The organism is Nocardioides sp. NPDC127514, from assembly GCF_040302125.1.
Classification (GTDB): Bacteria; Actinomycetota; Actinomycetes; order Propionibacteriales; family Nocardioidaceae; genus Nocardioides.
This window is the reverse complement of record NZ_JBEORF010000003.1, coordinates 1-12,502: the sequence shown is the minus strand read 5'-3', so window position 1 is coordinate 12,502 and position 12,502 is coordinate 1. Positions and strand designations below refer to the sequence as shown.

The following is a 12,502-nucleotide window of genomic DNA, read 5'->3' as shown; positions in this document are numbered from 1 at the left end:
TCTCGATGGTCAAACCTCGTACTCGCACTCGGCAGCTGGTCTCGGCCGGCATCGGGCTGGTGGCAGCCGCACTCGTCGTCACGACGACGGTGACGGCGAACTCCGGTCCCGCGAGCGGCAGCACCGGCAAGGGAGCACTCAAGCTCGTGGCCGCCTCGGACACCGTCGAGGTCGAGGCCTGGGGCGGGGAGGCGTACGTCCAGCCGTCGGTCTGGCTGGCCGCCTACGACGCAGGCTTCGAGTTCCGCGCGACGCAGTCGGCCTATGACAAACCGGTCAAGCTGACCAAGACCGTCATCCGGGGCAAGAAGCGCACCACCACGACCGCGCCGGCCGCGATCGTCGACGGCATGAAGGGCTTCAAGAACGGGCTCCGGGTCACCCTGAAGAGCAAGTCCGGCAAGGTGATCCTCGACGAGAAGCGCCCGCTCTGCCCCGGCGGCTATGACCGGCAGCGGGTGCAGACCGACGGCGCCACCGGCCCGGTCTACCCCGAGTTCTGCGGCGGCAACTGGTTCACCAAGGGCGTCCTGTACGGCATCGAGCGCGGCATGGCGGTCCCGACCGTCTCCGACCTCGGCTTCCAGACCAAGGGCGAGACCGAGCTCGTCATGACGATGAGCATCGACAAACCGGTCGCCGACTTCCTCGGGCTGTCGACGTCCAACCGCACCGCCAAGCAGAACCTGGTCATCGTCGACCAGTGCCCCGACGGCAACTGCGAAGGGGAAGGCGGCGAGGGAGGCGTCGGCATGGGCGCCATGGCGGCCCACGGAGCCGACGACGGCCAGGGCGCCCGCACCGTGGTGCCGCGAGAGACGCTGGAGGGCGGCGAGAACGGCCGCGGCCGGCTCCCGCTGGGCGGCGCCCGCGGCGAGATCACGCCGGGCAAGCCCAAGAGGGACACCCTGCCCGACCTCATCTCGCTGCCCGCCTGGCAGATCTCGACCGAGGTAGACGAAGGCGGCACCGACCGCCTCAACTTCGCCGCCAACGAGTGGAACGCCGGCCCCGCGCCGATGATCGTGGAGGGCTTCCGCCGCGGCACCGCGCCGGTCATGGACGCCTACCAGATGTTCTACCGCGACGGTAAGCAGGTCGGGGTCAAGAAGACCGGCACCATGGAGTTCCACGAGGCTCCCGAGCACAACCACTGGCACTTCCTCGACTTCGCCAAGTACGAACTGGTCGACGCCAAGGACAAGGTCATCTCGACCAGCGGCAAGCAGTCCTGGTGCCTCGCGCCCACCGACCCGGTGGACCTGACCGTGCCCGGCGCGACGCTGCGGCCCAGCCAGACCGGCCTGGAGTCGGCCTGCGGCGAGAAGTCCGCACTCTGGCTGCGGGAGAGCATGCCGACGGGTTGGGGTGACACCTACAACCAGGCCCAGACCCAGGCCTTCGACCTGAGCAAGGTCAAGAACGGTACGTACCGGATCAAGGTCACCGTCAACCCCGACGGCAACCTCTACGAGCGGACCCGGTCGAACAACGTCAGCTACCGCACCGTCACCATCGGCGGCAAGGCCGGCGCCCGCACCGTCAAGGTCCCGCCGTATCAGGGCGTCGACACCGAGACCTGGTGGAACGAGCGGTGATCTAGCCGATCAGGTCGGGGATCTCCTGGGTCGCGAACCAGCCCAGATCCTCGTCGGGGTCCGCGTCGGCCGGGCGATCCGCCAGGTCGGCGTGGACCGCGGCGACCAGCTTGAGCGGAACCACCTGATCGCCCAGAGCCGCAGGGGCGTCGACGACGATCACGACCCTGCGCCCGGGACCTGCCAGGAGCGCCGCCGAGTCGTCGGCGGCGCTCATCAGGGCGGCGTACTCGGCCTCTTCGCTGTCGTCGGGGGCCGCGTAGCCGTCGGCGGTGCCGGGCAGCTCGCCCTTGGCGTACCAGTCAGCGAGGAGCTCGAGCGTGGCGGGTACGTAGATGCGGGTCACGGGTCGGATTCTGCCTCACTCGCCGGAGTTCTTGACCACGCGCAGGCCCCGGGGCGCCCGGAACCGGCGTCCGGAGACGGTGTCGAGGAGCTCGTCGAGGGCCTCGCTGATGCATTGGCCGACCAGCGACGCGTCGGGCACCAGGTCGCGGTCGGCGGTGATCGCGAAGAAGACCTGCCCGTCGTAGGAGGTCACCCCGATCGCGAGGGTGTGCCCCTCGGCCAGCGGGTGGATGGGATAGGAGGCGACCAGCCGGGAGCCGGCGGCATAGCGCGGCTCCTGCGGTCCGGGCACGTTGCACACCGAGAGCAGGTAGTCGTGCTCGCTCTCCGCGGCCACCCGGGAGCCGATCACGTGGAAGGTCGCCGGGGCGAAGCCGCTGATCCCGGCGAGCCGCTGCGCACTGACCGTGCGGGCGTGCGCCTGGTGCTGCTCGAAGGAGTAGGACACCTGGTGGAGACGGACCACCGGCGACGGCTCCGCGACCGGGAGCACCACGAAGTGGGGCGCCACCGCGGAGCCGAGCTGGGTGGGGTCGAGCTCCTCGTCGATCACCGAGACCGGCACCAGCGCCGGCACCTGGCGTACGCCGGCCAAGGACTGCTGCCGGGTCATCAGCCAGGCGCGCAGACCGCCGGTGACGGCAGCCAGGATGACGTCGTTGACGGTGCCGCCGTGGGTGTCCCGGATGCGGCGGAAGTCGGCCAGGTCGGCCTGGAGCGTGACCACGAGCCGCTGCTGGGAGAGCGTCCCGTTGAGCGGTGTCGGCCGCTCCGGCGTGCGGCGGCTGAGCGCCCGGGCGATGCCGACGCCCGCGTTCTGGACATCCTTCGCCACCCCGGTGACCCGCCCCAGGGCATAGCCGCCCAGGCTGCGTGCGGTGCCGGTCAGGCCGCTGACCGAGGTGACTGCGTCGAAGACCGCACCCGCGACCAGACGCGCGCTCGACTGCGGCTCCGGCGGCTCCCACAGGTCCGGCACGATCGGCCCGACCTCGGGCTTGTCGTCGAGGAGCAGCTGGACCAGGTCGACGGTCTCGGCACCGTCCACCAGCGCCTGGTGGGTCTTGGTGATCAGCGCGACCCGGTCCCCGGCCAGGCCCTCGATGACGTACAGCTCCCACAACGGCCGGGAGCGATCCAGGGGCCGGGAGACGATCCGTCCGGCGAGGTCGAGGAGCTGATCCATCGAGCCCGGACGGGGCAGCGCGGAGCGGCGTACGTGGTAGGTGAGGTCGAAACGGTCGTCGTCCGCCCAGACGGGGTAGGCGATGCGGCCGGGCACGACACGGACCCGTTGGCGGTAGCGGGGCACGAAGGCCAGCCGGTCCTCGACGTGCTCGAGGAACGCGCCGTAGTCGAAGCCGTCGGACTTGGGCTCGATCAGCTCGATGCTCGCCACCTGGTGCGGCACCGCCAGCGTCTCCCCGTCCAGGAAAGCCACCTCGCGTGGCCGAAGTCGGTCACTCACGCTGCCTCCTCATGCCCTCTCAGCCCCCTCTTTGGTTCATGTGCGATTGTGGCAGACGCCAGCTTGAACTTAGCCCACGAAACGGGGGAGCAATGCGCCTCACGGCCCGGATCATCGCGGTCGTGGCAGCAATCTGCGGGATCGCGTGCGCCGCGACAGCCTGCGGAAACGACGTCGCCACCGAGCCCAGCAAAGACAGCGACCCGGTGGTCGTCGAGATCAACTTCTCCGGTGACTCGGTCGACCCGCACGGGACCCAGATCGACGTCCCCGTCGGCCACGGAGTCGAGCTCGACGTGACCGCCGACGCCGCCGGCGAGATCCACGTGCACTCCGACCCCGAGCAGTCCGCCGCTTACGGCGTGGGCACCACGCGGATCAGCCTGGGCGCATTCGACATCCCTGGTCAGTACGAGGTGGAGTCTCACACCCTCGGCAAGACCATCGTCACCCTCGAGGTCAAGTGATCCTCACCCACGGCGTGGGTGGTCGCCAGGACCTCCCGCTGCCGCTCGAGTACGTCATCGCGGGCGCAGTCCTCGCCCTCCTCGTCTCCTTCGGGCTGCTGGTGCTGACCACCAAGCGCGCCGCCGAGGGTCAGGCGGTGGGCGTACGGAATCCACGCGGATGGCCGGTGCCCCGTCTCGGGCGTGTCGTCGACTCCCCCGCCTGGATCGCACTGTGGCGCGTCGTCGGGCTGCTGATCTTCGCCTACTTCGTGCTGGTCGCCTTCGCCGGCTCCGACAACGCCAACAACCCCATCTTCGGGATGACGTACGTCTGGCTGTGGGTCGGCCTGGTCCCGTTCTCCCTGCTCTTCGGGCGGGTCTTCCGGGCGATCAGCCCGGCCCGCACGATCGTGGCCGGACTGACGTGGCTGCGCGGTGCCGGCGATCCGCCGCTGCGGCTGCCCGAGCGGCTCGGCTACTGGCCGGCGGCGTTCACGCTGCTCGCCTTCGCCTGGCTCGAGCTGGTCTACCCCGAGAACAACTATCTCGGCCCCGTACGTCTCTGGCTGGCCGTCTACCTGGCCGTGATGATCCTCGGCGGCGTGCTCTTCGGCGAGGAGTTCCTGGAGCGCTGCGACCCGTTCGAGGTCTACTCGTCGCTGACCGCGCGGCTGTCGGTGTGGGGACGTACGCAGGCCGGCAACCTGGTCCTGCGGACCCCGCTCGGCAACCTGGACACCCTGCGTCCGACGCCAGGGCTGGTCGCGGTCGTCTCGGTGCTCTTCGGCACCATCGTCTACGACTCCTACCGGGAGTCGCCGCCATGGCTCCAGTTCGTGCAGAACCCGGAGATCTCGGGCAGCACCGCCTACCTGATCAGCAACGTCGCCCTGATCGCGTTCCCGCTGCTCGTAGCCGGTTTCTACTGCGCCGGGACGATGATGACCGGCGTCGGGGACGTGCCGCGCCGGGCGCTGCCCGGCGAGCTGGCGCCATCGCTGGTGCCGATCATCGTCGGCTACGTGGTGGCCCACTACCTCAGCTACTTCTGGGAGAGCGGGCTGGCAACGCTGCGCAACGCCTCGGATCCGTTCGGAAACGGAAGCGACTGGTTCGGAACCGCGGACCTGCCGGTCTCCTACTTTTTCGCCTTCCACGCGACGCTGCTGGCCGTCATCAAGGTGGCCGCGGTGATCATCGGACACGTGCTGGGGGTCTGGTCGGCCCACATCCGGGCGCTCCAGGTGCTTCCGCCGCAGCACCTGGTGACCGGGCAGATCCCGCTTCTGCTCACGATGGTCGGCTTCACTGTTGGTGGGTTGTATCTGCTGTTCGCTGCCTAGCGCGTCTCTGCTTCACGGTTCACCCACCACGCATCCACAAAGCAGCGCAACAGTACCTAATGCGGACTAACAGGTTGGCGCGATGGTTTACGGCCGCTTGCAGAGTCTGGGAGACTGATCCTTATGTCTGGTACCCCCCGCTTCCTGACTCTTGCCGACGTCGCCGAGGTGCTCAACACCTCGAGCGCACAGGTCTATGCCCTTGTCCGCCGTGGTGAGCTCCCCGCCATCAAGATCGGCGGACGCGGCCAGTGGCGCGTTGAGTCCAGCGTCCTCGAGAAGTTCATCGATGACATGTACTCGCAGACCAAGGCCTTTGTGGCCGACCACCCGTTCGTCGAGGCCGAGGCGCCCGCGCCCGCTGCCACGCCGGACGCTTCTTGAGTCACAGCAACCTCAACCCCCACAACTAAACCTTCCCCACAACAACGCGAAGAGCTGCCAGGCATGCTGCCGAGCAGCTCTTCGCGTCTTTTCACGCCTCGGGGTCCTCGCCGGTGACCACCGCACAGGCTTCCGGGCTGTGCGCGGGGGCCGCGCCGGCCGCCTTCCGGAGCAGCTGGCGCAGCATGCCGCGCTCCTCGGGCTCCAGACCGGAGAGCACGCCCGCCTCGGCCGCGGCGACCTGGCGGCACAGCGCGGCGACAGCCTCCGCGCCGGCCTCGGTCGCGACCACCTGGCGCTGGCGACGGTCGGCGGGGTTGGCACGCCGCTCGACCAGTCCGGCCTCGACCAGGTCGTCGACGAGGTAGGTCATCACCGTGCGATCGATGCCCAGGTGGGTCGCCAGGGCGAGCTGGCTGGGCTGGTCGCCCCGGACGACCGCGCACATCGTCTCGTAGCCGCGCTGCCCGTGCGGGAACTCACCGATCGCGGCGTTGACGTGCTCCCGGTAGCCGCGCAGCAGGGTGCCGAGGCTCCATCCGAGGTCGGCATCGGTCTGCTCGTCTGCGTTCGTGGTCACGGGAACATCCTAGCAATTCCTGCTGTTGAACCAATCGTCTGTTTCACATACGATCTTCAACACCGCGTATTGGAGGATGTGCATGACGATCGAACTGGGCGTCGCCCTCGCTCCCGGCCTCGCCCCGGAACGACTGCTCTCCCTGGCCCGCCGGGCCGAGGAGGGTGGCCTGGACCTGGTCGTGCTCGACCCTGGCGCCGACGATCCGTGGACCGTTGCTACCTGGCTGCTCGGCAGCACGAAGGCGATCCAGATCGGCGTCGGCATCGAGGCGGCGGGCGCGGCGGACCCCTCGGCCTCTGACGGATGGTCTCCACAGGTCGCCGAGAAAGCGAGGCAGAACCTCGACCAGCTCGCCGGGGCCCGCCTGCTCGCCGACACGTCCGCCTGGATCGTCGCTCCCGCGGGGGCGACCGCGGACTCGCTGACCTCGTTGATCTCGCTGACCTCGCTGACCTCCGACGAGCTGAGCGGCCACGGTGGCCGTGCGCTGGTCGTCCCGGCCACGACCGAGGCCGAGGTCGACCGGGTCGCGGGGCTGCTCGCCGAGCTCGGCGGCCCGGCTTCGGGCAGGCCCCGGCGTCCCGCGGCGGTGCGCGCGCTGCGCCGGCCGGGGATCGCCTACGACGACATCCCGGCGACCCTGGCGGCTGGCGCGGTGGAGCCGGGCGACCCGGGCTATCGCAGCGTGCGCTCGACCTATCTGCGCGGCGGAAACCCAGGCCTGGTGCTGCGGCCGCGTACGCCGGCGGAGGTGTCCGACGCGATCGGCTTCGCCCGCCGCCACACCGACCTACCCCTCGGGATCCGCAGCGGCGGCCATGGCGTGAGCGGGCGCTCTACGAACGACGGCGGGATCGTGATCGACCTGAGCGCCATGAACCGGATCGAGGTGATCGACCCGGCGCGGCGCCTGGTCCGCATCGGCCCCGGCGCCACCTGGAAGCAGGTGGCCGCGGCCCTCGACGCGTACGGCTGGGCGATCGGCTCCGGCGACTACGGCGGCGTCGGTGTCGGCGGTCTGGCGACCGCGGGCGGTATCGGCTTCCTCTCGCGCGAGCACGGCCTGACCATCGACCATCTGATCGCGGTCGAGATGGTGCTCGCCGACGGGTCGCTGGTCCGCGCCACCGCGACCGAGAACCCCGACCTGTTCTGGGGCGTACGCGGTGCCGGGGCCAACTTCGGTGTGGTCACCGCCTTCGAGCTCCAGGCCCACGAGGTCGCCGAGGTCGGTTCCGCCCAGCTGATGCTGGTCGTTCCGGACCTCGAGGAGGCGCTGCTCCGCTTCGGCGAGATCGCCACCTCCGCGCCTCGCGACACCACGGTGTTCCTGGTGACCGGCCCACCGCAGCCAGGGGGTTCGGTGATCCAGCTCTACGGGCTGGTCGACTCCTCCGACCCCGAGACCATCATCGAGCGGCTCAACCCGTTCGCCGGCCTCGGCAGTCTCGTCCAGCAGCAGGTGGTGTTGGCCCGCTACACCGACGTCATGAACCAGGCGCCGGACGTCGGCAGCGACGGGCACCACGGCCATGGGGAGCCGCACTCGCACTCGGGTCTGATCGCCGCGCTCACCCCGGAGTTCGCGCGCGACGCGGCCGCCATGCTGCGTACGGGCGGTGTGCAGTTCTTCCAGCTGCGCACCATGGGTGGTGCGATCGCCGAGATCGACCGGGGCGAGACCGCGTTCCCGCATCGTGAAGCCGCCTTCCAGGTGACCGGTCTCGGCGGGAACCGGCGTGCGCTCGACGCAGCCTGGGACGGCTTGCGCAACCATCTGGACGGTCTCTATCTCAGCTTCGAGACCGACACCGATCCGGGCCGGCTGGCCGACGCCTTCGGGGACCGGGCGCTGGATCGGCTGCGGGAGATCAAGCGACGCTACGACCCGCAGAACCTGTTCCGCGACAACTTCAACATCGCACCACACTTCAACTCGAACAACGACCCGGCGGAGGAAGCATGAGCGACTACGGACACGACCTACTCTTCGGCACCTTCGTCACCCCCAGCGCACGGACGCCGCAACGCGTCGTCGACCTCGCCGTCACCGCCGACCGAGCCGGACTGGACCTGGTCACCTTCCAGGACCACCCCTATCAGCCGGCGCTCCTCGACGCCTGGACCCTGATCTCGTACGCCGCTGCGCGCACCGAGCACATCCACCTGGCCGGCAACGTCCTCTCCCTGCCGCTGCGCCCGCCCGCGACGCTCGCCCGTGCGGTCGCCTCCCTGGACCGGCTGACGGGAGGCCGCATCGAGCTCGGACTCGGCGCCGGGGCCTTCTGGGACGGGATCGCCGCGATGGGCGGTCGCCGGCTCGGCGCCGGCGCGGGGGTCGACGCGCTGCGCGAGGCGATCGGCATCATCCGGGACGTGTGGGACACCGACAGCCCCGGCGGCGTCCACTTCCGCGGCGACTACTACGTCGCCGACGGCGTCAAGCGGGGCCCCGCCCCTGCCCACGACATCCCGATCTGGGTCGGCTCCTACAAGCCCCGGATGCTGGCGCTGACCGGTGCGCACGCCGATGGGTGGCTGCCCACGATGGAGTACATCGAGGGTGGTCCGGCCGCGGTTCCCGGCCTCAACGAGCGCATCGACGAGGCGGCCGTCTCAGCGGGCCGCTCGCCCGGCGACGTACGCCGTCTTCTCAACATCATGAACGTCTCCCTCCAGCCGGCCAGCCGCGGGCTGCTCGACGGACCGGTGGACCAGTGGGTCGAGGATCTGGCCGGACTCACCCTGGAGCACGGCTTCTCCGCGTACCTCATCGGAGGCGACGACCCTGCCATCACCGAGCGCCTCGGCGCCGAGATCGCCCCGGCTGTGCGGGAGCTGGTCGCGGCGGAGCGTGGTGTCGATGTCTAGGCGAGGTTCTCGGTCTGGGCCTCGAGCTTGATCTTGAGCTCGTGGCGGGCGCCGTTGCGCATCACCGTGAACTCGACCGTCTCCCCGGGCTGGTGGGCACGGATGGCGACGATCATGCCGATCCCATCGGTGACGGTGACGTCTCCGACCTTGGTGACCCGGTCGCCGTCCTTGAGCCCACCGGCGGCGGCCGGCGAGCCGGCGTCGACCACCGAGATCAGCGCTCCGTTGTGGTCGGCGGCCTGCACGTCGACGGAGGCGCCGACGATCGGGTAGGTCGCCTTGCCGGTCTTCAGGATCTGCGCGGCGGTCACCTTGACCTGGTCGATCGGGATCGCGAAGCCGACGCCGATGCTGCCGCCCTCTCCGCCCTCTCCCCCGCCGGCGGTCGCGATGGCCGAGTTGACCCCGATCACCTGGCCGACGAGGTTGACCAGCGGACCGCCGGAGTTGCCGGGGTTGATCGCCGCGTCGGTCTGGACGGCGTTGATGTAGGAGGTGTCGTCCTCGGTCTGCCCGGTGCTCACCGGGCGCTGGAGCGCACTGACGATGCCCGAGGTCACCGTGGAGCTGAGGCCGAGCGGCGACCCGATGGCGACGACGCCCTCACCGATCCTCAGCCGTGACGTGCTGCCGAGCGAGGCCGGCTCGAGCTCCTTGACCTCGGGAACGTCGAGGACCGCGAGGTCGTAGACCGCGCTGCGCCCGACCACGTCGGCCTTGTAACGGCGGCCCTTGTGGTCGACCACCTCGATGCTGCCCTTCGCCTTGGCGGCGTCGGCGACCACGTGGTTGTTGGTCACCACATGGCCGTTCCGGTCGAAGACGAAGCCGGAGCCGGTCGCGGCGTCCTCGACGCCCTGGTACTCGGCAAAGATCTGGACCGTCGAGGGCAGCAGCGTCGCGGCCACCTTCACGATGCTGGCGTCGTCACCCTCGAGGGGCGCGTCGGTCTCGATCGAGCCTGGCTCGAGCCCACCGCCGGCCAGGCTGGACATGTCGTCCTGGTCCTCGAGTACGCCGCCGGCATAGCCGCCCAGCACGCCGAGCAGGAACGCGACGGCGGCCGCGAGCGCCCAGATCGGGCCGGGGACACGGCGGCGCTGCGAGGAGTCGGTCCGGGGTGAGGACGGTGGCGGCGCGGGCGGACTGTCGAACCCGGGCAGGGAACCGCCCGGCGGTGGCGGCGGCACCATCGGCGGCAGCGGAGCGGTGTCGGCGGCCGGAACCGGCTCCACGGCAGGTCTCGGCATACCCGGCAACGGCACCTCGGCCGTGTCCCGCTCGTCGTCGACAAGGTCGTCGGGGGACGACTGCCCGGCCGGGGGCACGTCGGACGGTGGTGCCCAACGGGAGATCGGCCGCGACTGGTCGTCTTGTGGTTCCTGCGTCACGACACCCATTCTTCCCACTCGCCCCAACAATGGGCAGCCCGGGTCTCGTGTCGGGTCGCCAGGCCGATGCTCAGCGGCGTACGTGGGCGACGACGGGGGCGCCCGGAGTGCCCGGCACCTGGGTGACCGCGGTGACCGGAAGATTCCTGGGAACCGGCGCGTCGGCCGGCGCGGCGGCGAAGGCGAACATGCCGAAGACAGCGGCACCGACAGCACCGCCACCGGCGGCGACCATCACCAACGTACGCCGCATCGACCGGGGGTCGGAGTAGGTCTCGTCGAGGTCGTCGGCGGGCCACATCGAGGCGGCCAGGACACCTCCGCGGAGCGAGCCCTTGAGGTCGGCTGGTGCGGTGACGCCCGGGTCGACGCTGAGACCGGCCAGGCGTCGCTTGAGCCAGCCCTCGCGCTCCACCGCGCGGCGGCAGGCGCAGCACTCGTGCACGTGCGCCCAGGCCCGCTCCTCGTCTGCTGCGGGGAGCTGTCCGTCGAGAAGGGCGCTGATGCGCGCGCCGAGGTGGTTGCCCAGAAGACTCATGAAGCCCCGCCCCACAACACCTTGGGCCCGGAGTGACGCAGTCGTCCGCCGCGCGGGGCGCGGTGGGCGAGGTTGTCACGGAGCATCGCCCGGCCGCGGTGGATACGCGAGCGGACGGTGCCGAGCTTGGCACCGAGGATCTCGGAGATCTCCTCGTAGGAGAGCCCCTCCACGTCACAGAGCACGACCGCGGCCCGGAAGTCGGGCGGCAGCGTGGCCAGCGCTCGCTCGATGTCGTCATCGAAGCGCTGGTCGGTGTAGGCCACGTCCGGCGTCGGGCCGCTGCTCGTCAAGCGCGAGGCGCGCTCGTCGGAGAGGGCATCGAAGCGGATCCGCTGCTTACGACGGGCCTGGTCGAGGAAGAGGTTGGTGGTGATCCGGTGCAGCCAGCCCTCGAAGGTGCCGGGGCTGTAGGTGTCGAGAGAGCGGAAGACGCGCACGAAGACCTCTTGGGTGAGGTCCTCCGCGTCGTGGCGGTTGCCGGTGAGACGGTAAGCGAGCCGGTAGACCCGGTCGGAGTGCTTCTCCACGATCTCGTCCCACGTCGGAACACCCGGCTCTTCGGTCGGGGTCTGCATGGGCTCCGCGGTCATGGTGCTCCTGTCGTCTGTCTCGCTGATCGCTGACATCTCCTACGGTAGATCGCCTAGGACCGGAAGGGCTGAGAGTTGCCTGTGAGGCTCCTATTTTTCCTCTTCCTGTGCTCTTCCAACGCACAAGTTGGATCAGGCGTTCCCGCACCGTTACGCGAAACAGGTTAGGTTTTGCGGTGTGACCAGCCCTGTCTCGACCGCAAGTTGGACCTACGCCGACGAGTTCGTCGCGGAGGACGACCTCCTCGCAGCCGCCCGATCCCGGGCCGAGGAGGTCGGAGTCGCACCCATCGGGCCGGGCGGCGGTGCGGCGCTGCGCTTCCTCGCCTCCGTCCTGGATGCGAAGAACGTCGTCGAGGTCGGCACCGGCACCGGTGTCTCGGGGCTGTGGCTGCTGCGCGGGATGCGCCCCGAGGGGGTCCTGACCACCGTCGACATCGAGACCGAGCACCAGCGGCTGGCCCGGCAGAGCTTCACCGAGGCCGGTTTCGGCCAGCGGCAGGCGCGGTGCATCGCCGGCGCCGCCCTCGACGTACTCCCCCGGCTCACGGACAACCACTACGACCTGGTCTTCGTCGACGGCGACAAGACCGAATACTCGGCCTACCTCAAGGAAGCGCTCCGCCTGCTCCGTCCCGGCGGCGTCGTCGCCTTCGACAACGCGCTGTGGCACGACCGCGTGGCGGACCCGTCCGTACGCGACGAGGAGACCGCCACCATCCGCGAGCTCAACCAGCAGGTCGCCGACAACGACGGCCTCATCCCCCTGCTCCTCCCGGTGGGCGACGGCCTCCTGCTCGCCCGGAAGATCTAGCCGAAACGTCACGTACGTCGGCCGAGATGGCATCTGCATGCCACTCGTCAGCCAGGAAATGCGCGACCGCGATGTCCTCGCTCTGCGTCGACTTGTCGCCACCGCAGAGCAACAGAATC

General features: G+C 70.0%; 13 protein-coding genes. 7 read left to right on the top strand and 6 right to left on the bottom strand.

The features are described 5' to 3' along the window. Window positions 1-5 precede the first annotated feature (5 nt). Window positions 6-1,598 (top strand): lysyl oxidase family protein, encoded by a 1,593-nt coding sequence (locus ABTX24_RS02780; RefSeq protein ID WP_160024750.1) that lies wholly within the window; start codon window positions 6-8, stop codon window positions 1,596-1,598. Between the two features lies 1 nt (window position 1,599). On the opposite strand, the gene ABTX24_RS02775 is transcribed toward ABTX24_RS02780, so the two are convergent. Both ABTX24_RS02775 and ABTX24_RS02770 read right to left on the bottom strand, forming a co-directional pair. Next, a complete protein-coding gene (locus ABTX24_RS02775) occupies window positions 1,600-1,944 on the bottom strand; it encodes a DUF6912 family protein (RefSeq protein ID WP_160024751.1) in 345 nt (114 codons plus the stop codon). Window positions 1,945-1,959: 15 nt separating this feature from the next. After that, entirely contained in the window at window positions 1,960-3,414 is a 1,455-nt protein-coding gene (locus ABTX24_RS02770) for a wax ester/triacylglycerol synthase family O-acyltransferase (protein ID WP_350837279.1), read from the bottom strand. 92 nt (window positions 3,415-3,506) lie between these two features. Here ABTX24_RS02770 and ABTX24_RS02765 point away from each other — a divergent pair, with 92 nt between their 5' ends. From ABTX24_RS02765 to ABTX24_RS02755, 3 genes are all read left to right on the top strand, one after another. Next, window positions 3,507-3,881, top strand: coding sequence for a hypothetical protein (locus ABTX24_RS02765; protein ID WP_160024752.1), 375 nt, complete (start codon window positions 3,507-3,509; stop codon window positions 3,879-3,881). Continuing rightward, entirely contained in the window at window positions 3,878-5,206 is a 1,329-nt protein-coding gene (locus ABTX24_RS02760) for a hypothetical protein (RefSeq protein WP_350837277.1), read from the top strand. Before ABTX24_RS02765 ends, ABTX24_RS02760 begins: the two co-directional genes overlap by 4 nt. Before the next feature lie 123 nt (window positions 5,207-5,329). Next, window positions 5,330-5,590, top strand: coding sequence for a helix-turn-helix domain-containing protein (locus ABTX24_RS02755; protein WP_091049065.1), 261 nt, complete (start codon window positions 5,330-5,332; stop codon window positions 5,588-5,590). 91 nt (window positions 5,591-5,681) lie between these two features. Here the strand turns inward: ABTX24_RS02755 and ABTX24_RS02750 are convergent, their stop codons facing one another. Continuing rightward, window positions 5,682-6,170 carry a MarR family winged helix-turn-helix transcriptional regulator gene (locus tag ABTX24_RS02750; RefSeq protein ID WP_350837275.1) on the bottom strand — a complete coding sequence of 163 codons (489 nt, stop codon included), beginning with the start codon at window positions 6,168-6,170 and terminating at the stop codon, window positions 5,682-5,684. A gap of 82 nt (window positions 6,171-6,252) precedes the next feature. Here ABTX24_RS02750 and ABTX24_RS02745 point away from each other — a divergent pair, with 82 nt between their 5' ends. Both ABTX24_RS02745 and ABTX24_RS02740 read left to right on the top strand, forming a co-directional pair. Further along, complete coding sequence (locus tag ABTX24_RS02745; RefSeq protein ID WP_350837273.1) at window positions 6,253-8,139, top strand: FAD-binding protein; 1,887 nt, start codon at window positions 6,253-6,255, stop codon at window positions 8,137-8,139. Further along, on the top strand, window positions 8,136-9,044 hold the full coding sequence (locus tag ABTX24_RS02740) for an LLM class flavin-dependent oxidoreductase (RefSeq protein WP_350837271.1): 909 nt from the start codon (window positions 8,136-8,138) through the stop codon (window positions 9,042-9,044). The genes ABTX24_RS02745 and ABTX24_RS02740 overlap by 4 nt, the downstream gene beginning before the upstream one ends. On the opposite strand, the gene ABTX24_RS02735 is transcribed toward ABTX24_RS02740, so the two are convergent. The 3 genes from ABTX24_RS02735 to sigE form a co-directional block, all read right to left on the bottom strand. Then, complete coding sequence (locus ABTX24_RS02735; RefSeq protein WP_350837269.1) at window positions 9,041-10,438, bottom strand: S1C family serine protease; 1,398 nt, start codon at window positions 10,436-10,438, stop codon at window positions 9,041-9,043. The genes ABTX24_RS02740 and ABTX24_RS02735 overlap by 4 nt on opposite strands. Window positions 10,439-10,508: 70 nt before the next feature. Continuing rightward, window positions 10,509-10,976, bottom strand: a complete 468-nt coding sequence (locus tag ABTX24_RS02730; protein WP_160024758.1) for an anti-sigma factor — start codon at window positions 10,974-10,976, stop codon at window positions 10,509-10,511. Beyond that, complete coding sequence (gene sigE / locus ABTX24_RS02725) at window positions 10,973-11,569, bottom strand: RNA polymerase sigma factor SigE (protein WP_201451088.1); 597 nt, start codon at window positions 11,567-11,569, stop codon at window positions 10,973-10,975. The genes ABTX24_RS02730 and sigE overlap by 4 nt, the downstream gene beginning before the upstream one ends. Before the next feature lie 178 nt (window positions 11,570-11,747). On the opposite strand from sigE, the gene ABTX24_RS02720 reads away from it, so the two are divergent. Next, on the top strand, window positions 11,748-12,383 hold the full coding sequence (locus tag ABTX24_RS02720; protein WP_160024760.1) for an O-methyltransferase: 636 nt from the start codon (window positions 11,748-11,750) through the stop codon (window positions 12,381-12,383). Window positions 12,384-12,502: the final 119 nt, after the last annotated feature.